This is a genomic window from Mesorhizobium sp. 113-1-2, assembly GCF_016756475.1.
GTDB lineage: Bacteria > Pseudomonadota > Alphaproteobacteria > Rhizobiales > Rhizobiaceae > Mesorhizobium > Mesorhizobium loti_C.
Genome location: NZ_AP023242.1, coordinates 4,812,035 through 4,831,002 on the forward strand (window position 1 = coordinate 4,812,035; position 18,968 = coordinate 4,831,002).

Here is an 18,968-nt window from a genome sequence, read left to right on the forward strand (position 1 = left end):
CGGCGCAATAGCATGGGTTACGCAATCAAGCAAACCGGCCGGCAACTGGTCCGCGCCATCGGGATGGTTCAGTGGCCTCCCGAGCCGAACCAGGGCGCCAGGAAAGCGAAGTGCTCGGGAAATTGCTGCACGGCCCCATCAAGCAGCATCTTGACCGCGACATAGAGGATGATCGCCAGGCCGATATAGGCAATCCAGCGGTATTTGTGCAGCAGGCGCGCGACGAACGACGCGGCAAAGCCCATCAAGGCGATCGACAGGGCCAGTCCGATGATCAGTACCGTTGGATGATTCATGGCCGCGCCGGCTACGGCCAGGACATTGTCGAGCGACATCGACACGTCGGCGATGACGATCTGCCAAGCGGCCTGCGAGAAGGTCTTGCGCGGGCCCTTGCCGCCAATGACGCCGTCCTTGTCGAAATCGCCATTCGACAGCGCTTCGGTGGCGTCGCGCTCCTGCTCATGGGTGACACGCAATTCGCGCCACATCTTCCAGCAGACCCACAGCAATAGCAGGCCGCCGGCGAGAAGCAGCATGGGGCCAATGGTCAGCAGCCATTGCGTGATCAGGGCGAAGAAGATGCGAAGAACGGTGGCCGCCGCGATGCCGACGAGAATGGCCTGCTTGCGCTGGCTGGCCGGCAGGCCGGCCGCGGCGAGGCCGATGACGATGGCATTGTCGCCCGCGAGCGCGAGGTCGATGGCGATGACCTGAAAAAGAGCCGATATGCCCGCGGTGGTAAATATTTCCATCGACCGGGAAGCCCTTCGCCGAGTGTTCGTTGCCGATTGTCCAGACGGGCCTAAAGGCATGGTCCGCTGGCGTCAAGACGCTGCGGCAGACAACACTGGAAAACCACTTTCGTGGCAGGGGTATTACAGGGGATTTTCAGCCACCGCCGGCTCGTGAGCCGAAGCGGACGAGCGCCTGCGAAAAACTAATCGTAGAGATTGTACTTCGCCCAGTCGGCTTCCGGAATTTCATCGCCGATCCGGTAGCGCAGCTGCAGGACTTCCATGTGGTCCGGACCGGTCTGGCATTTGAATTTCAGCCGATACCACTGTCCCTTGCTGCGGAACGCCGCACCGGGGCTCCTGATCGCATCGGCGCTCATCTCGGGCGTCGCGAAGGCGTAGGCGACGACACGGTCGGCCTTGAACTTGCGGTCATCGTGAGTGATCCGGTCCAGGACTTCAGCATCGCAGCGCTGCTCGAGGCGTGTTTGCGGATCAAGTTTCATCAACCCGGTGCGCAAGGCGTTGTCCATCGCACTGGCTGGGAAAGCCAGCGTCAGGGACGCAATGGCCATCATGCAGAGTGTCTTCATGGGCGGGACAAGCAGCATGTTTTGTCTGAAAAATCAACCAAGAGGGGCGCTTCATGCTCGGCAAGCCCCCGTATTCAGGGGGTCGACGCAATCAAAATCTCGTGTCGAGCCTCATCGTGCGTCGCCTGCGGCCAACGGGCCAGCGAGGCGCGGCCGGCATCGGTGAGATCGTAAACGCCGCGGTCGACGCGCGCGAACCAGCCATAGACATTGTGCTGCAGGATTTTCGGCGCGATCGGCGTCAAGGCCTTCAGATCGCGCGGCCGCTTGGGACCGTCGACAAGCGCGGCGGCGCAAATGAGGGCGCTCTGGCGGTAGGCGGTCATGATCGGATTGCGCGATCCTCCGCCGGCGACAGGATCGCCGCGGCGGCGCTGGTGCTCGTCGACAAGGCGGGAGCGCTTCCGCGCATTCCTGCGCGGCTCCGGCGCGGCAGGACTGACAAGCACTTCGACCTTGTCACTGGCTGTCACGCCAAGCACGCCAAAGCCAAGCCGGCGGCAGAGGTTGCGGAAGCGGGCGTCGCTTTCGCGCCCCTTGCCCCGCGCCGACATACGCGCAGCCAGCCAGACTTCGTCGCAAGCGGCCGCACGGTCGACTGCTTGCAGCACCAGTTCCAGATTGAACTGCAGCTTCAACTCGCAGATGACGACGACCGGCGGCTCGCCCTCGCGCAGCGCGACGATGTCGCAGCCGCCAATTTCCCCCTTCACGACGAAGTCGAGACTTTCGAGGAACCGCTTCACCGGCGCATAGAGTGAGGTCTCGTTCATGCCGCAAGGCTTAGCCGATTCGACGAGAAAAAGCCTTCGGGCTTCAGGGAGAGCTGCGCACCAGATCCTTAGGGATGAATTTTTCCGAGGAAGGCCAGCAGCACGCTGTTGAACTGCCCAGGCCGCTGCAGCGGCGCAAAATGGCTGACGCCGGGCAGGACGATCAATTCCGATGCCGGAATGCTGCGGGCGAGATAGTTCGCATGCTCGTCTTTGATGAACTCGTCATGCTCGCTTTGAACGATCGCGACGGGCACGCGCGTCCGCGCCAGCTCGGCGGCGGAATAATTGGGTTCGGTTTTCATCATCAGGCTGACGGCTTTGACGAATGCGTCGAACTGGTCCGGTGTCGCCGACAAATCGGCATAGTCCTTGGCGTGCCGGCCGAAACAGCGATCGATAACCGGATTGGGCTCGAAGTCCTTCGTGCCGCTCGGATCCATGTTGCAGCCGAAGAAGAACACCCCCGTGAAGCGGTCGGCGGCTTTCATGCCGAGGATCAGGGCAACGCAGGCGCCATCGCTCCAACCGATCACGGCCGCCTTTTTCAAGTTCAGCGTATCCATCACGGCCAGGACATCTGAAGCCATCAATTCGTATTTGTAAGGCCGTTCGTCGCGGGTGCTGCGCCCATGGCCGCGGCTGTCGATCAGCACGACCCGGTAGCCGTGCTCGACCAGCGCGGGAACCTGAAATCCCCAATTGCCGCTATGGCCGAGACCGCCATGCAACAAGATCACGGGAAGGCCGGCGCCAAACGTGGCGTACCAGATCTTTGCGCCCTCATGTTGCACGTGGCCTTCGTCGCCTGCGGCCGGCAGGGGCGTGGCGCCATGTGCCTCGAATTTCCTGAGGTCGTCGTCGTGATAGTCCATGCTGAGAGAGCCCCCGAGGCGAACGCGCAGGACCTAGAATTATTGCTGGTATCAGCCGAAACCAACCCGCGACGAAAAGTCTGCTGCCATCAGGCGACACCGCCAGTTTCGGGCGGCAGGCCCTGCGCCGCCTATGTCAGGCGTCGGTGCTCGGCACTGGACGATTCGATCGTTTCTCGCGGGGCAAGAGCGGATAGCTGACCTGCCCGACATAGCTGGATGGGATCGGATCATCGACGCCGTATTTTTCCGGCACCTTGTTGCCGGTGGCATTGTAGGTGCCGAACACCATGTCGAGGACAGGCAATTGCCCGGCGAAGTTCTTGTCATAGGCTTCGCGCTGGTTTGCATGGTGCCAGCGATGGAACTGCGGGCCGGCGATCAGCCATTTCAAGGGGCCGAACGGAATCCGCAGGTTTGAATGAACAAGCAGCGTGTGTCCAAAATAGATGGATGAAAAGACGGCGATCGAGGTTTCCGAGAACCCAAGGAAAAATATCGGCGTCAGCGATATTGCCTTGGTGAGGATGGCGTCGACCGGGTGGGAGTGGAAAGCGCCGAGCCAGTCCAACTCCTCAATGCCGTGGTGAACGGCGTGGAACTTCCAAAGCGCCGGGATTTCGTGGAAGGCCCGGTGTGTCCAGTAGACGCCGATATCGGTGATCAAGATGATTTCCGCGACCTGCAGCCAGACGGGCTGGCCGCCGACGGCATGCGTCATGGATTGCGGAACCAGGATCGCGGCGGCGTCGAGTGTGTTGGCCGCGATCAGAACGATGACTGCTTTTATGATGAGGCCGTTGAACAGCACATAGATCAGATCGACACCCAGGCCCTTGCGGAGGGTCTTCTGGGGGCGTTCATGGAACAAATGTTCGAACGGAATGAAGATCAATGCGGAGATCAACAGTGCCTTGATGCCAAATATGTCCATTCACCCGCCTCTATGGCCTTGCCTGTGGCCAGCACCCACTCGCGCTTCAGCTCCCGGACAGAACCACAGTTCTCCTTTCCAAAGGCTTGATATCGGTCTCCAGTCATCTGACGGCAGGGCCTGTGGTTGAGAGACGCTCACCTTTGTCACATCGGTGTCGCAACCGGGCGATATCTCAGCATTGCGCGGTTGACGAACGCAGCGTGTGCCGCGCGTCCTCCCAACACCAACCCCTCCGGTTCCCTGCCGGTGGGGTTTTCTATTTCAGGCGCCATCCTGGCAGTCGCGAACTGTCCTTGCTATCGTGGCCTTCGGTCAGCACAGGACACCCCGTCATGGACGCAAGTGAATTGAGCGCGATCGGCGATACCCTCATGAGGATCGTCACGCCCGACATGTCACCCAAGCAGCTTGTCAAGGCAGCCCAGAAAGCCCACCCCAAGGCCTCGAAGAAGGACATCGCGAGAGCGGCCTTCTTTTCGATCATCGCCAATGCGGATCAGGACATCGGCAAGGCCAAGAACCTGCAGGCATTTGCCATCGCGGAGCGTGCCCAGCCGTCCGAATAGGCAATCGCCTGGCGTTGCGCGGCCGCACCAAGCTGCGCGATCTCGCGATGAGTTCGAGGGTCGGCTCGAAATCGAAACAGTGGACATCTGCGAACCGATCAGGTTGCGGGCCTTGCGCGACCGTATGGCGGGCAGGGGAACGTCGCGTGCCATGGCCCGGGGTGGGCATGCCATGGCGCAGGCGGTAGAGAATTAATTGGTCAGCGCCATCCGTTAGACGTTGCTGCCGCCCAGGCGCACAGCGTCAACTTTCTCTGCTGCTTGAAAAAATGGCCTGTTGTGGAAGTACCAGAAAACGCGCGCAACCTCTGCTCTGCCCCTATCGATCATCCGCTTGTTGATGTGGTCTCTCGGGGCAACTTGGACCAGGCTTTGGGGTATTTTGCCACCCAAAAAATGAGCCTGCATGCACAGAGCCGGGGTTAGCTGGTAAATTGTTTTTCGGGCAGCGGTCATCTGATTTGGGCTAAAGAGGGCAACGTCGACCGCCGCCTTGGGGCGTTCAGTGCTGTTGAATAGCTTCTGCGCCGCTTTTTTGGAAACTATGTAACCGCATGCCCCCAAGTGCTGCCCCAGAAGCAGCCGGGCTGAGTACGCTCCCGCAACGGCAAAGTGCTGGCTACCCAGCCTCACTCGATTGAAGAATGTTTCGAGTTTAATGATGTCGGCATCTGGCGGAATCCAACTGCTGTCAACAAGCATCGACCCGGCGTCCTGACTAAAAACAACATCGTCCTCGAATACGGCGCCGTATTGATCAGGGCCGTCTGCTATTATTTTCCAGCAGAGCCGATGACTGAGAAAACAACAAACCTCAGTCGCGGTGAGCGGGGGCGCTTCAAACGGGAGCCCTTCTTTCACGTCAACCCCTGCTACGCGCTCGAAGGCTACCCCAATACGAGAAAATTCTGAATTGACGGCAGCAAGCCGATCAACTGATCGGTCAAGATTAATCACCAAACATTTCATTGTCGCCCCGGCAACCTACAACTAAATTATAAGCAATATTGGCGCCGCTTCAGCGGCATATATGCTCCCAGTGGGGTCTATAACCGCAGCCAAGAGGTTCCCGCAACCTTTGTTCGGCTCCAAAAATCAAACGGCTACTGTTTTCGTCCCATCCTGCTCCGGTCGTAAACCCCGCTAGGATCAGCCATGGACCGCAGCGCCCTTTTATGACGCTCTTCGCTCTCGCACTCGGGCGTGTTCGGCACCAGCCTTTCACTGGGCCAAGTCGCCGGCATCAAGGGCGTCGTTGAAGGTTTCCTGCCCCATGGGGATGAACGAGCCAAGACCTGGCCTATGGCCTTGCCACCGCTGTCCGCGAGATGGAAGCGCACATGGTGCCGGTTTAGGAGCGTTTCCTGATGAAGGTCACGCAAATTGATTAGCGTATTCAAGTCGGTAGCCAAATATCTGGCGGAGGGAGTGGGATTCGAACCCACGGTGAACTTGCGCCCACGCCGGTTTTCAAGACCGGTGCCTTAAACCGCTCGGCCATCCCTCCGTTGTGATTATTCAATCACTTAGGACTTTCGCTATCGGCCGTTTTTGAGCGGTTGGCACCGGATTGGCACCGAAGGCATTCCCGACCGGTTCGCTGTTCATTCCTGTAATGCGGCATTGAGGGCCGCGTCAACCACTGCGGCGGCGCCTTCCTGCTGACCTTGCAGCAAGTGCCCATAAATGTTCAGCGTCACTGCCGTGCTACCGGCTTGCCGAGGAAGAGCGTGCGCTGGCCGTTCTGGTGCGCAGCGGAGGCAACTGAGCGGTCCGGACGATGCGGCCGCGTAAACATGCGGCGACCGGTGCTTCTGTCCCATAATGGATCAATTGCCGCTGGCCCAACAATTGCACTGTCAGCAATGCCGGCTGTTGGGGCCGTGGGGCGGGCCTCGCCGCTTCGCGAATGGAGCGGCGAGGTTTCTGCGTTCAAGCAGATTTTGCAGGGCAACCAGACACTGCCACTGACCACAGGAGGGCGCCAGGACGCGCGGGACGCTTCGTCGGCCTCGCCATCGCGCGTTTCGGCCGACCTTGTCCTACGCTGCCGACGGGCGGCCTGACGCCTCACTTCAGGATGAAGTACAGCGGGACGAGTATCGAGAATGCCGCGACAGCGGTCAGAAATAGGTCTGTGGTCATGAGCCCCCGCTCGGAATTTCATGACCACCTCACATTCAATTAAGCTAAAATGCAAGGCATTGGCGCGCGGACCGTGGACCAAGCTCGATATTCAGGCGCTGATCGAGCGGCTCGGGCATAACCACGAGTTCGCTGAATCAGGATGGCCGGGCGGTTCGGCTAACCTTTTCTCAGGTGACGTTCGAAAATCGTGAGCTTCTCTTCGTAGCCAATCCGCACCTTCGTCTCGCAGCCATCGCATTTGAAGCTGCCGATCGTCTTCAGCCAAGAGCCGTTTCTCACCGTCGGATAGGAACAGACAGGACAATGAAACTCGACCGGTACATCGCGCAACTCGTCGGACAAGGGCATAGCACTTCTTCTCTTCCACTCGCAAACCGGTGCTCAAAACGAACGGAGGAGCCGATGGTTTCATAGGATGGGACTTTTGTGCAAAAGCTGGTTCGCCGCAGGGAAAGCTGCCTGGCGACCGGCGATGCCACCGGGAAAGAAGTGGCGTTCATCCGGTGGTTTGGGGGTGGGTCAAGATAGGGTGGTGATCCTCTCTCCCCGTAACAGCTGTCACTATCTGCATCTCAAGAAAAGCCGTCGCCAGCGTCACCAACAAAAATATGCGGACGAGACGCCCCCGCGAGATCGCGTACCACTTTTGCAAGAATATGCACACGACAGTAGCAACGCCCATTGCTACTGTCGGGAATAGTGAGATTACAGTATCTCGCGACATAAGCCCTCACTCGCAATCAGGGTACTCATAACGCGAACGGCCCGCCTTGTAGAAGGGCGGGGCGATACAAGTCCCCTAGCCATTCCCCCACCACTGGATAGCGCCAAGGTGTGAACGGTACCAAATGGCCAATATCACGTTTGGCTAAAGTAATGGAACGTCCAACGGACATTCGCGGAACTAAAGCGGTAACGTCAGACCTTCGCTGGCAGGGCGCAAGACCTTAGTCTTGCCTGTTTTATGGTTAAGATCGGAAGCTGTTCGGCAGAGATAAGGCCGCGTCATTTCGCTTAAGATTTCGGGTCACGCCATTGAGCCCTAGCCGGCCCCTCTGACCTTCAGCGAAGCAGGCGCCCGAGGTTCCACCGCAATGGCCGCGCGGTTTTAGCCAATGCTTTCACAAGCAATGCGGCCCGGCACCTATAGATTGGGATGTGAATAGGACGCCGGGCCTAGCCGACGGGCTGTCTTGTGAGCAACAGCGCGCCGGCTGGCGAATATATGCACTAATGCTAATATGATTGCAGCCTGTGAATGAAGGAAAAAGCAAAAGTCCTGGCGTTGAACGACGAGCCGGCCACAACCTATATCGTCAGCGTCTTTGAACAGCCGCACTGGCAGACCGTGCCGACCACCAAGGACAAGCAGAAGGCGCTCGGTACGGCCAAGGAGATCGGCGACAAGGTGCGGGTCGAGGAGATCACGCCGAAGCCGAAGCGCTAGGACCTGATTATGCAGCGATGCGAATATCGCTCCCGTGACGCCGTCGCCAAGATCGCGCAGCCTCCGCTATCTGTCCCGTCACCTCGGTCCAGTATGCACATTCGCGCCACAATCTTGCCGGGTTCCGAACATAGTCGATTAATACCGTGATAAACAATTCCTGTGCACAAAGGATCGGGGTTCAGGGCGTCGCTGATATCGTCGAGTGAGTGCTTTGGCTCCTCTGCTGTTCAAACGACGGCGTCTTGATTGAGACTGTAGGGGATTTCGGGAAAAATGCAGGCTACGACGCGCCCGCGTCTTCGTCGCGCTTCAACGCTTACGCTGCTTGCTGCGTCGGCTGCCTTGCTGGCGGCTTGCGCGTCGCAGCCTGAGCCAAAGGCGATGGTGAATCCCAAGCATCGTTCCAAGGAATATTTCGCCGAGACCGAATATGGCGTGAAGGCGAGCCCGCGCGTCAACTTCATGCGGCGCGGCGGCGGTCGCGACCAACTCGGCAAACCCTACCAGGTTCGTGGCAAGTGGTACTATCCCAAGGAAGATCGGCACTACGCGAAGGTAGGCCTGGCCTCCTGGTACGGCGACGCCTTCCATGGCCGGCTGACCGCCAATGGCGAAGTGTATGACACGGCACAACTGACGGCCGCGCATCCGACCATGCCGCTGCCGAGTTACGCCCGCGTCACCAACCTCGAAACCGGCAGTTCGGTGATCGTGCGCGTCAACGACCGGGGCCCGTATCATGAGGGCCGCATCATCGACGTCTCGGAGCGCGCGGCGCAGATGCTCGACTACGACAAGGTCGGCACCGCGAAGGTCAAGGTCGAATATGTCGGCCGCGCGCCGCTCGACGGCAATGACGATCAGTATTTGATGGCATCCTACCATCCGGGCAACCGGATTCCGGATCCGTCGGATGGCCTGCCGACCGGCGTCATGGTGGCCATGAACGGGCCGTCACCAAGCGTCCCGGTGGGCGCCACCGCCGTGCCGTTCCCCGGTCAGTTGACGAATTCCGGCCAGGCGTTCGCCGCGCAACCGTCCCTGTCGGCGCAGGCGCCGGCTTTCGGCGACCTGGTGCTGCCCGATTTCGGACCGATCGTGCCGGAACGTCCGGAGATCGGGCTGCCCCCGCAGTCGCCGTTCGCGGTGGCCTCGCTGTCCTATGCGGATGAACGCGTGCAGCGCGCCGACGTCTTTGCCGCGCTGGACGATAGCGGCATGTCGCCGGCCGATATCCTGCAGTCGTGGAAGAAGTCCAATCCGCAAGCGTCACCGTCCAATGCCGACTATGTCGCCGCCGGGACGTTCGACAACGCCGCCGAAGCCAAACGCGTGGCCACGGCACTTCAACCCTTCGGCAGAACGGAAATCCAGCATTCCGATCTCGACGGCAATGACTGGTATGCGGTTAATCTCTATCCGAATGGCCATGGCGGCCTGGACGAACTGCTGCAGGCGGCATGGTCGCACGGCGCGCCGGACGCGCTGGCTGTGCGCAACTGATCTATTTTGCCCGCGCGGTTGATCCGGCGGAAAAAACCCTGATAGGCTGTGCCAAAACCGGCAAACGGGTCGAGATTTCATGCAGTTGCGCGCCTTTCCGCCATTTGCCGGCTTCCTGGGACTGGCTTTGCTGCTGCTTTGCCTCACCCCAGCCAACGCGCAGCTTTTCGAGACCAAGGCCACACAGGCCTTCATGATCGATGCCGACACCGGCACGGTGCTGTTCGCGAAAGATGCCGACAAGCCGATCCCGCCAGCCTCGATGGCCAAGCTGATGACCATGGAAGTGGTTTTCAACGCCATCAAATCAGGACGCCTCAAGCTCGACGACACGTTCGTGGTCAGCGAAAACGCCTGGCGCAAGGGCGGTGCGCCGTCGGGGACATCGACGATGTTCGCCAAGCTCAAATCGGCGATCCGGCTCGAGGACCTGATCCAGGGCGTGACCGTGCAGGCAGCCAATGACGGCTGCATCGTCATCGCCGAAGGCATGGCCGGATCCGAGGACAATTTTGCCGCGCAAATGACAGAACGGGCCCGCCAGATCGGCCTGAAAACATCGACCTTCGTCAATTCGACCGGCCTGCCGGCCGACGGCCAGCAGACGACGGTGCGCGAACTGGCGCTATTGGCCCTGCATCTATGGCGCGATTACCCGGATTTCTATCGCTACTACGGCCTGAAGGATTTCACCTGGAACAAGATCTCGCAGAAAAACCGCAACCCGCTGCTGGCGATGGACATCGGCGCCGATGGCCTGGCTGTCGGTGCAAGCGAGACGTCCGGCTTCGGCATTGTTGCTTCGGTCAGCCATAACGGCACGCGGGTGATCATGGCGATGAACGGGCTGGCCAACGACAAGGAACGCGCCGAGGAGGCGCGGAAGCTGCTCGACTGGGGCGCGCGCTCCTTCGAGAAGACCGAAATCTTCGCCAAGGACGAGGTGGTCGGTGTGGCCCAGGTTTTTGGCGGCGCCAAATCCGGCGTGACGCTGAAGGCAAAAGGGCCGATCGACATCTTCCTGCCGATCACCAACCGCGACAAGCTGACGGCGAGGATCGTCTATACCGGCCCGGTCGCGGCACCCGTGGAGGAGGGCCAGCCGGTGGGCGCGCTGCGCGTCTGGATCGGCGACACGCTGAGCCAGGAGACGCCGCTTTTCGCCGCTGAATCGATCGGTGTCGGCACCTTGCCGCAGCGCGCGCTCGATGCCGTCAAGGAACTGGCGATCGGCTGGCTGCGATAGCGCCGACGGCATGGACGTTTTCCCGAACGCGGACTATCTAGAGCGCAACAATCCACCTGGACAAAGGCCCTTTCGATTGGCGCGCGGATTTTTCATCACCTTCGAAGGCGGCGAGGGCGCAGGCAAGTCGACGCAGATCGAGCGGCTGGCGAGGAAGATGCGCGCCAAGAAGTATGATGTCCTGCTCACGCGCGAACCGGGCGGCTCACCGGGCGCCGAAGCGGTCCGGCATGTGCTGCTTTCGGGCGCCGCCGAGCCATTTGGACCGAAGATGGAGGCGCTGCTCTTCGCCGCCGCGCGTTCCGACCATGTCGAGCAGGTCATCCGGCCGGCGGTCGAGCGCGGCTCGATCGTGTTGTGCGACCGCTTCCTGGATTCCTCGCGCGTCTACCAGGGCGTCACCGGCGGGATCGACCCGGCTTTCATGACGGCGCTGGAACAGGTCGCCATCAACGGCATGATGCCCGATATGACGCTGATCTTCGATATCGATCCTGCCGAGGGTCTCAGGCGCGCGACGCTGCGGCGCGGCAGCGATGCCGGCGCCGACCGTTTCGAAAAGGAAACGCTTGATATCCATCAGGCCCGGCGCGATGCCTTTCTGGCGATCGCAGCAGCCGAGCCGGAACGCTGCATCGTCGTCGACGCGTCCGCCGATCCTGATACAGTGGAGCACGTCGTCACCGCCGCGGTGTTCGCGGCGCTGGAGGCGAGGGCGCCCGCGCGCAACAGGCAGGCCGCACCGGTATGATCTTCGAACGCATCGCGCCGGAACAGCACGACACACTGGACGGCGTACCCGAACCGTCCGAAACGCCTCGACTGGTCGGGCACGGGCAGGCGGCCGGCATGCTCGCCGCAGCCTATCGCCAGGGAAAGCTTCCGCATGCGCTGATCTTTGCCGGACCGGTCGGCATCGGCAAGGCAACGCTGGCCTTTCATCTGGCGCATCACCTCTTGAAGCACCCGGCCTTCGCGCAGGCGCCGGAAAGCCTGGCCGTTCCCGATCCGGCCTCGCCGCTGTTTCGCCAGATCGCGACCGGGGCGCATCCGGGCGTGCTGCATCTGACCCGTCCGCTGAACGACAAGACCAAGAGCTTCAAGACCGTCGTCACCGTCGACGAGATCCGCAGGGTCAGCCGCTTCCTGTCGATGACCTCGCATGACGGCAGCTACCGGGTCGTCATCGTCGATCCGGCCGACGACATGAATGCCAATGCCGCCAATGCCTTGCTGAAGAACCTCGAGGAGCCGCCGGCGCGAACGCTGTTCATTCTCATCGTCCACGCGCCGGGCAGCCTACTGCCGACAATACGCTCGCGCTGCCAGGTCATACGCCTGACGCCGCTCGACGCCGACGATCTGCTGGCGGTGCTGCAGACGGCCGAACCGCCGCCACCGGACGATCCGACCGCGCGGGCGGCACTGGTCGAGCGGGCAGGGGGCAGCGCCCGCAACGCGATCCTTTTGACGCAATATGGCGGGCTGGAGATCGCCGAGACGCTCGATGCACTGGTGGCGAAGGGAAAGAGCGACATCGGCGGCGCCTATCGGCTCGCCGAAGCCGTCGCCGGCAAAGACCAGGCGATCCAGTTCGACATCTTCAACCGCCGCGCGCTCGACCTGTTGTCGGATGCCGCGAGCCAGGCAGCGCGGTCAGGCGACCTCGCACGCGCCAAAGCGCTATCGGACAGCTGGCATGAGGCGCTGGACGCGATCTCCGAGACAGATACCTACAATCTCGACAAGAAGCAGCACGCCTTGACCATGATCGACCGGCTGAAATCGGCCATGTGAACAGGCTTTGGGAACGGCATCGCCGTTCATATGGTCTGCCCCAAGGTCGTGCCTAGGACTGGCTTGTCCGCTGCGCCGCAAGCGCTGCATCGTATTTCGCCCGATTGGCCCAATAGATGGTGGCGAACAGCAGCGCATGGTCGCGGAAAGGAACGTGGTCCACCATGTCCATGGCGGCTTCCACTTCGATCCAGTCGGCATGGAAATCCGCGGCTGCTTTCCTGTCACCGCCGAGCGCCATCTGCTGGAACCGGTGCATATGATCCTCGATATCGAGGTAGCGGTCGGCCCAGACGATCGACCATTGCCGGTTCTGCATGGTGAATTTGCGGATCCATCGCTCGCTCAAATCCATGTCGCCTTCGGGCTTGGAATACATGACGTTGCGGCGCGCCTCGAGCAATGTGTTGGTGGCGACGACCTCGTTCTCGCGCCACAACAGCCGCATCGCCGGATCGTTGAGAAACCGGTCCGCGTAAATGGGATGGGGAAAGGCGCTTTGTCTCAGCCCATCGATCTTGAAATAGACCAGCAGCTCGGACGCCACGCTGGCCTCGAGTTCGTTGCGCTCCATCTTGCCGTGGAAAGCCTCGAATCCGATGCCCGGGATGAAAGGCATATGCGCGGCGTGCCAGATTTCGTGCAGCAGGTAGAGGTCTTCGATGGCCGGGGCTGCATAGTCATCCCGGCGCATGGTCAGCCCCCACCAGGTGCAGAAATGCGCACGCTCCAGGCGGTCGTTGGTGGTCTCGCAGCTGAAGCGGGGCAGGCGGGCATACTGGTCGACGATGCCGTGGATATAGCCTCCCTCGCGATGCGAGGACCGGAATGCTTCCGTCTTCCAGTGTGCCAGGCAGTGGGCATGGATGTCGTCGCTCGTCACGAGCGGGATCAAATTCTTCATGACAGCGTTCCGGAATTCGGGCTGGCCATGCCGATCCGCTCCGCCATGCCTGGCGTCAGGCACAAGCGTGGCCGGGCATCGACGGCGCCGGGGGCGCGCGTCAGATACGCAGCCAGATCGGGATCATGCTCAGCGCCTGCCACGGCCTGGGCAAGGATGAAGACGTCCGCCGGCGTCAAGGCAAGGCCGAGCGCATGGCCTGCATGTTCGGCGACGCTGCCTTGAATGCCGGTGTAGCGGCGCGCCATGGCGAAAACGTCGAACCGCTCCATCAGCCGTATTCCCAGCTGCAGCGATGTCAGGTTCTTGAACCACTGATTGCCAAACAGACCGAGATTCTCCGATCGGCAGAACACGCCGCCTATGCGGTCGTAATAGGCGCCGAACGGCTTGGACAGGCTGATCACCACGGCGCTCACGCAAGGCGCGTCGGCGAGGATCGTCTCTGGCGGAGCCTCGGCAGTCGCCCCGACATAGGTCAAATCAAGGACGAGCTGGGCCGGGTTGGCGCGTTGGCTCAACAGACGCAGAAAGGCATTGGCCTGTGGCCACACCATGCCGTCGATGGCCGAGGGTTGGCTGAGACAAAGCAAATCGAGGGGCTCCACGGTGTCGGCGACATCGCGCCAGGCATGGCGTTCATATTCCGCGACCGCAACGCCGCAGGCTTCCGCATAGGCCTTGTAGCCCTCATATTCGCCGCGAAAGATAACGAGCCGAGGCGAAAACCTCTCGATTCGTGCGCGGTTGCCGTAATCGGCAATCAAATGGAAAAGTGGCTCGCTGGCACCTGATGTCGGATAGCTGAAGGGAAAGTCCGCCGCGTTCAGCGGCGCCATCGGCTTGGCCCAGCCGAGCCAGGTGTCGAAGAACCGCCTGTGCAGTGCGTTCTGCTTTCCGGTCCAGGCATGGCGAAACTGATCGAGATAGGCGACGCGGATTGGATCGGGACCGTTTCCCCCGCTGTTGCCGAGCAGTTCGGCCTTCACAGATTCGATCTCGGGCGTGACGAGGGCGTAGACGGTTTTGCTGGCGCCGGCCTGACGCAAGCGCGCATCGAGCGCCTGCCGCGGATCATATTGCGTGGTCGTGGCCATGCCGGTCTGCCTTTTGCACCGCCGCGAAACTACGGATCGCGACTTGCCTTTGCAACGGCCCACGAGCGGCTCTGGACCCGGTGCCATGATCGGGGCCCAGACGCAGCGCGGGACTTGGCATGAGGCGCCGGACGCGATATCTGAGACCGACACCGACAATCCCGACAAGAAGCAGCACGCCTTGACCATGATCGACCGCCTGAAGTCTGCGATGCGAATGTGACGGCCCCACCGGGATGGCAATCACCATTCCGATGCGATATCCACCGCCACGGCTTCCATTCAGACATTCATGATGGTTCATTCATGTCACGCGACACATTCTACATCACGACCGCGATTTCCTATCCGAACGGCAAGCCGCATATCGGCCATGCCTACGAACTGATCGCCACCGACGCGCTTGCGCGCTTCCAGCGGCTCGACGGCAAGGACGTGTTCTTCCTCACCGGCACGGACGAGCACGGCATCAAGATGCTGCAGACGGCAAAACGCGAAGGCATTTCGGCGCGCGAACTGGCCGACCGCAACTCCGCCGATTTCAAGCGCATGGCGACCGCGCTCAACGCCTCCAATGACGATTTCATCCGCACCACGGAAGAGCGCCACTATGCGTCCTCGCAGGCGATCTGGAGGGCGATGGACGCCAATGGCGACATCTACAAGGGCGGCTATGCCGGCTGGTACTCGGTGCGCGACGAAGCCTATTACGGCGAGGAAGAGACGGAGGTCCGTCCCGACAATGTCCGCTACGGGCCGCAGGGAACGCCGGTCGAATGGGTCGAGGAAGAAAGCTATTTCTTCCGGCTGTCGGCCTATCAGGACAAGCTCATTGCGCTCTACGAAAACCAGCCCGACTTCATCGGCCCGGCTGAGCGCCGCAACGAAGTGATGAGCTTCGTCAAATCCGGGCTCAGGGATTTGTCGATCTCGCGCACCACCTTCGACTGGGGCGTGCCGGTGCCTGGCGACGAGAAGCACGTCATGTATGTTTGGGTCGACGCCCTGACCAATTACATCACCGGCGTCGGTTATCCCCATGAAAATGATGAGAAATGGCGTTTCTGGCCGGCCGATGCGCACATCATCGGTAAGGACATTGTGCGCTTCCATGCGGTCTACTGGCCGGCCTTCCTGATGTCGGCAGGCATCCCGCTGCCGAAGCGCGTCTTCGGTCACGGCTTCCTGTTCAACCGCGGCGAGAAGATGTCGAAATCGGTCGGCAACGTCATCGACCCGTTCACCATGGTCGACCATTACGGTGTCGACCAGGTGCGCTATTTCTTCCTGCGCGAGGTGCCGTTCGGCCAGGACGGCAGCTACAGCCATGAAGCGATCGTCAACCGCACCAATGCCGACCTCGCCAATGGTCTCGGCAATCTGACACAACGCTCGCTGAAGATGATCGCCGCGAATTGTGGCGGCGCGGTGCCGCAGCGTGGCGAGCTGACCGAAGCCGACGGTGCGATCCTCGACCAGGCAGTGGAAGCGCTTGGTACGGCGCGCAAGGCAATGGCGGAGCAGGGCATTCATCTGGCATTGGCGGCGATCTTCGGCGTGGCCGCCGAAGCCGATCGCTATTTCACGTCTCAGGAGCCTTGGGCGCTGAAGAAGACCGACCCGGTGCGAATGGAAACGGTGCTGTGGACGACCGCCGAAATCGTCCGTCGCGTCGCACTTCTGAGCCAGCCTTACATTCCGGGGTCGGCCGCCAAGCTGCTCGACCTGCTGGCGGTGCCGGCGGACAAGCGGAACTTCGAGCATGTCCATGCCGACCATGCGCTGGTTTCCGGCACGGCATTGCCGGTGCCGGAAGGCGTGTTTCCGCGTTATGTCGAACAGCCGGGTGCGAACGCCTGATGCTCGTCGACAGCCACTGCCATCTGGACTTTCCGGATTTCGCCGAGGAGCGGGCGGCCATTGTCGCCCGCGCCAAAGCGGCCGGCATCGGCCGCATGGTGACGATCTCGACCCGTGTGAAGCGCTTTCAGCAAATACTTGAAATCGCTGAGACTTTCGACGAGGTTTTTTGCTCGGTCGGCACCCATCCGCACAATGCCGCCGAGGAGCTCGACGTCACCGCTGCGGAGCTTGTCCGTCTGTCGGCTCATCCGAAGGTGGTGGCGATCGGCGAGGCGGGGCTGGATTATTTCTACGACAAGGCGCCGCGCGACGCGCAGGCGCAGGGTTTTCGCAATCACATTGCCGCCGCTCGCGAGACCGGCCTGCCTCTGGTCATCCATTCGCGCGATGCCGATGACGACATGGCGGCCATTCTCGCGGACGAAACAGGGAAGGGCGCCTTCCCCTTCATCCTGCATTGTTTCTCCTCCGGACGCCGGCTGGCCGAGGTGGGCGTCGCGCTCGGCGGCTATGTGTCGTTCTCGGGCATCCTGACCTTCAAGAATTCGGCCGAACTGCGCGCCATCGCCGCCGACGTGCCGCATGACCGGCTGCTCGTCGAAACCGACGCGCCCTATCTGGCGCCGATCCCGTTTCGCGGCAAGCGCAATGAGCCGGCCTATGTCGCGCACACAGCCAAGGTGCTGGCCGAAACGATTGGCGTCAGCGAGGCTGAAGTCGCGGATCTGACGACGAACAATTTCTTCCGGCTGTTCGGCAAGATGCCACGGCCTGCCGAACAGAGTGCCTGAAACGATGACCAACCGGCTGCGCCTCACCATTCTCGGCTGCGGCTCGTCGCCAGGTACGCCGCGCATCACCGGCGACTGGGGCAATTGCGACCCGGCCAATCCACGGAACCGGCGCATGCGCACGGCAGCGCTGGTCGAGCGGATTGCAGCCGATGGCGGCCGCACCACCGTGGTTATCGACACCGGGCCGGATTTCCGAGAGCAGATGCTGCTCGCTTCGGTCAAACGCATCGATGCGGTCGTCTACACGCACCCGCATGCCGACCATATCCATGGCATCGACGATCTGCGCGGCTATGTGCAGGAGCAGCGCCGCCTGATCGACATCCATGCCGACCAGCCGACGATGCTGCGCCTGCGGCAGGCGTTCGGCTATTGCTTCGAGACGCCACCGGGCAGTTCCTATCCGCCGATCGTGCGGGCGCATATCATCGACCACGCGAAGCCTGTCGTGATCGAAGGTGAGGGGGGCGCCCTCACCCTCGAGCCGCTGCCGCAATTCCATGGCGACATCATCTCGCTCGGCTTCCGCATCGGCGGTCTGGCCTATTGCCCTGATATCAGCGGCTTTCCCGACGCCACAGCCGCGCGGCTGCGCGGCCTGGAAATGCTGGTCATCGACGCGCTTCAGTACAACACCCATCCCAGCCATCTGTCGCTCGGCCAGGCGCTGGAATGGATCGGGAGGCTGGCGCCCAGGAATGCCGTGCTGACCCACATGCATGTGCCGCTCGACTATGCCACAGTGATGGCCGAGACTCCTGATCATGTGGTGCCGGCCTATGACGGCATGGTGATCGAAATTCCTTATGAATCAGCGTGATATGAACGACCTCTCATGAGGGCGTTTGGCTCTTTGGACTGAATATCAGCAGCGTTCCAATCCGCTCATAGCCCATGCGGGGGTAAAGCAGCGCTCCGGCGTGCGTCGCCATCAGCACCGAGCAGCGCGATCCATGGGCCCGATCGTCGTGCAGCATCTTAGCCATCAGCGCCTGACCGATGCCGCGGCGCCGATGAGAAGGCTCGACAAACATGGCCTCGCACCAGCTGGCGCCGGTGGCATCCACGCTGAGCACGCGCCCGACAATAGCGTCGCCGTCCACCGCCACATACTGCCGGAACGGCGCGTCGTTGCCGAGCAGATCGTCGCCAATGGGCCGTCTGCGGATGATCTTTGCCAATTGTGCGGCACGTTCGACGGTCTGCACGCGTTCGATCGAAGCGACAGCCGGCGGGCTCGGTATCCGGCGCAGTGGCTGGACGAAAAAGCCTTCCGTCCTCAGCAGTCTGTAGCCGAGAGCTTTGTAGGCCGTTCGCACCGGCTGATCCGGTTCGCCATTCGCGACAACCACCGAAATGGCAAAACCCGGCCGCGCATGCTGCCGCACGACCGCATCAGCTTGCTCGGCAGCGACGTCATGGACGACCCATTCCTCTCTGCGGTAGTCACGAGGATTCTTGCGCTCGGCATCGCGCATCAGCCACAATGGTCCGACGCGGCTGGCCGCATAAGGAAAGGTGCGGCTTCTGCCCGTGCTGTAGCCATGCACGAACACTTCAATGGCCGCTTCGATCTCGGGCTTTGCTGTCGTCATTCACGCAGCGTAGCGTTGGCCGTCAGCTCAGGGCAATACGCATCGGTCGTGCCAAGCCTATGAAAATCAGCAGCAATTTCCAGCTGCTGG

The 18,968-nt window shown here is 61.4% G+C and carries 19 protein-coding genes, 1 tRNA gene and 1 pseudogene; 10 read left to right on the forward strand and 11 right to left on the reverse strand.

Going from position 1 to position 18,968, the window contains the following annotated elements:
- Nucleotides 1-68: 68 nt before the first annotated feature.
- The 5 genes from JN279_RS23250 to JN279_RS23270 form a co-directional block, all read right to left on the reverse strand.
- The gene (locus JN279_RS23250) at nt 69-755 is read right to left on the reverse strand and encodes a TerC family protein (RefSeq protein ID WP_202350375.1); all 687 of its coding nucleotides are present in this window, start codon (nt 753-755) and stop codon (nt 69-71) included.
- A gap of 185 nt (nt 756-940) precedes the next feature.
- On the reverse strand, nt 941-1,348 hold the full coding sequence (locus JN279_RS23255; protein ID WP_202350376.1) for a DUF930 domain-containing protein: 408 nt from the start codon (nt 1,346-1,348) through the stop codon (nt 941-943).
- Between the two features lie 56 nt (nt 1,349-1,404).
- Entirely contained in the window at nt 1,405-2,103 is a 699-nt protein-coding gene (locus JN279_RS23260; protein ID WP_202350377.1) for a DUF2161 domain-containing phosphodiesterase, read from the reverse strand.
- 68 nt (nt 2,104-2,171) lie between these two features.
- Nucleotides 2,172-2,978, reverse strand: a complete 807-nt coding sequence (locus JN279_RS23265; RefSeq protein WP_202350378.1) for an alpha/beta fold hydrolase — start codon at nt 2,976-2,978, stop codon at nt 2,172-2,174.
- A 136-nt stretch (nt 2,979-3,114) separates the two neighbouring features.
- Nucleotides 3,115-3,912: a sterol desaturase family protein gene (locus JN279_RS23270; protein ID WP_202350379.1), complete on the reverse strand. Its 798-nt coding sequence runs from the start codon at nt 3,910-3,912 to the stop codon at nt 3,115-3,117.
- 335 nt (nt 3,913-4,247) lie between these two features.
- Between JN279_RS23270 and JN279_RS23275 the strand changes: the two genes are divergently transcribed.
- Entirely contained in the window at nt 4,248-4,481 is a 234-nt protein-coding gene (locus tag JN279_RS23275) for a hypothetical protein (protein WP_096445922.1), read from the forward strand.
- A 213-nt stretch (nt 4,482-4,694) separates the two neighbouring features.
- Here JN279_RS23275 and JN279_RS23280 read toward each other — a convergent pair whose 3' ends face one another.
- The 3 genes from JN279_RS23280 to JN279_RS23290 all read right to left on the reverse strand — a co-directional run bounded on the left by JN279_RS23280 (nt 4,695) and on the right by JN279_RS23290 (nt 6,977).
- Nucleotides 4,695-5,438 (reverse strand): glycosyltransferase family 25 protein, encoded by a 744-nt coding sequence (locus tag JN279_RS23280; protein WP_202350380.1) that lies wholly within the window; start codon nt 5,436-5,438, stop codon nt 4,695-4,697.
- A gap of 460 nt (nt 5,439-5,898) precedes the next feature.
- Nucleotides 5,899-5,988 (reverse strand) — tRNA-Ser (locus JN279_RS23285).
- A 797-nt stretch (nt 5,989-6,785) separates the two neighbouring features.
- Nucleotides 6,786-6,977 (reverse strand): hypothetical protein, encoded by a 192-nt coding sequence (locus JN279_RS23290; RefSeq protein WP_096445889.1) that lies wholly within the window; start codon nt 6,975-6,977, stop codon nt 6,786-6,788.
- Nucleotides 6,978-7,887: 910 nt separating this feature from the next.
- On the opposite strand from JN279_RS23290, the gene JN279_RS23295 reads away from it, so the two are divergent.
- The 5 genes from JN279_RS23295 (at nt 7,888) to JN279_RS23315 (ending at nt 12,625) form a co-directional block, all read left to right on the forward strand.
- Nucleotides 7,888-8,076: a hypothetical protein gene (locus JN279_RS23295; RefSeq protein ID WP_096445885.1), complete on the forward strand. Its 189-nt coding sequence runs from the start codon at nt 7,888-7,890 to the stop codon at nt 8,074-8,076.
- A 276-nt stretch (nt 8,077-8,352) separates the two neighbouring features.
- Nucleotides 8,353-9,582 carry a septal ring lytic transglycosylase RlpA family protein gene (locus tag JN279_RS23300; RefSeq protein WP_096445883.1) on the forward strand — a complete coding sequence of 410 codons (1,230 nt, stop codon included), beginning with the start codon at nt 8,353-8,355 and terminating at the stop codon, nt 9,580-9,582.
- Between the two features lie 79 nt (nt 9,583-9,661).
- Nucleotides 9,662-10,828 carry a D-alanyl-D-alanine carboxypeptidase family protein gene (locus JN279_RS23305; RefSeq protein ID WP_202350381.1) on the forward strand — a complete coding sequence of 389 codons (1,167 nt, stop codon included), beginning with the start codon at nt 9,662-9,664 and terminating at the stop codon, nt 10,826-10,828.
- Between the two features lie 76 nt (nt 10,829-10,904).
- The gene (gene tmk / locus JN279_RS23310; RefSeq protein ID WP_096445879.1) at nt 10,905-11,579 is read left to right on the forward strand and encodes a dTMP kinase; all 675 of its coding nucleotides are present in this window, start codon (nt 10,905-10,907) and stop codon (nt 11,577-11,579) included.
- Nucleotides 11,576-12,625, forward strand: a complete 1,050-nt coding sequence (locus tag JN279_RS23315; protein WP_096445877.1) for a DNA polymerase III subunit delta' — start codon at nt 11,576-11,578, stop codon at nt 12,623-12,625. Before tmk ends, JN279_RS23315 begins: the two co-directional genes overlap by 4 nt.
- Before the next feature lie 52 nt (nt 12,626-12,677).
- Here the strand turns inward: JN279_RS23315 and JN279_RS23320 are convergent, their stop codons facing one another.
- Both JN279_RS23320 and JN279_RS23325 read right to left on the reverse strand, forming a co-directional pair.
- Nucleotides 12,678-13,529, reverse strand: coding sequence for a hypothetical protein (locus JN279_RS23320; protein ID WP_096445875.1), 852 nt, complete (start codon nt 13,527-13,529; stop codon nt 12,678-12,680).
- Entirely contained in the window at nt 13,526-14,626 is a 1,101-nt protein-coding gene (locus JN279_RS23325; protein WP_096445873.1) for an aminotransferase class I/II-fold pyridoxal phosphate-dependent enzyme, read from the reverse strand. The genes JN279_RS23320 and JN279_RS23325 overlap by 4 nt, the downstream gene beginning before the upstream one ends.
- A gap of 100 nt (nt 14,627-14,726) precedes the next feature.
- On the opposite strand from JN279_RS23325, the pseudogene JN279_RS38835 reads away from it, so the two are divergent.
- From JN279_RS38835 to JN279_RS23340, 4 genes and pseudogenes are all read left to right on the forward strand, one after another.
- Nucleotides 14,727-14,849, forward strand: a pseudogene (locus tag JN279_RS38835) (DNA polymerase III subunit delta'); the annotation flags it as partial.
- An 83-nt stretch (nt 14,850-14,932) separates the two neighbouring features.
- Nucleotides 14,933-16,486 carry a methionine--tRNA ligase gene (gene metG / locus JN279_RS23330; protein WP_096445871.1) on the forward strand — a complete coding sequence of 518 codons (1,554 nt, stop codon included), beginning with the start codon at nt 14,933-14,935 and terminating at the stop codon, nt 16,484-16,486.
- Nucleotides 16,486-17,280 (forward strand): TatD family hydrolase, encoded by a 795-nt coding sequence (locus JN279_RS23335; protein WP_096445869.1) that lies wholly within the window; start codon nt 16,486-16,488, stop codon nt 17,278-17,280. The genes metG and JN279_RS23335 overlap by 1 nt, the downstream gene beginning before the upstream one ends.
- 4 nt (nt 17,281-17,284) lie before the next feature.
- A complete protein-coding gene (locus JN279_RS23340) occupies nt 17,285-18,103 on the forward strand; it encodes an MBL fold metallo-hydrolase (RefSeq protein WP_096445867.1) in 819 nt (272 codons plus the stop codon).
- Nucleotides 18,104-18,116: 13 nt separating this feature from the next.
- Here the strand turns inward: JN279_RS23340 and JN279_RS23345 are convergent, their stop codons facing one another.
- A complete protein-coding gene (locus tag JN279_RS23345; protein WP_244734115.1) occupies nt 18,117-18,761 on the reverse strand; it encodes a GNAT family N-acetyltransferase in 645 nt (214 codons plus the stop codon).
- Nucleotides 18,762-18,968 lie beyond the last annotated feature (207 nt).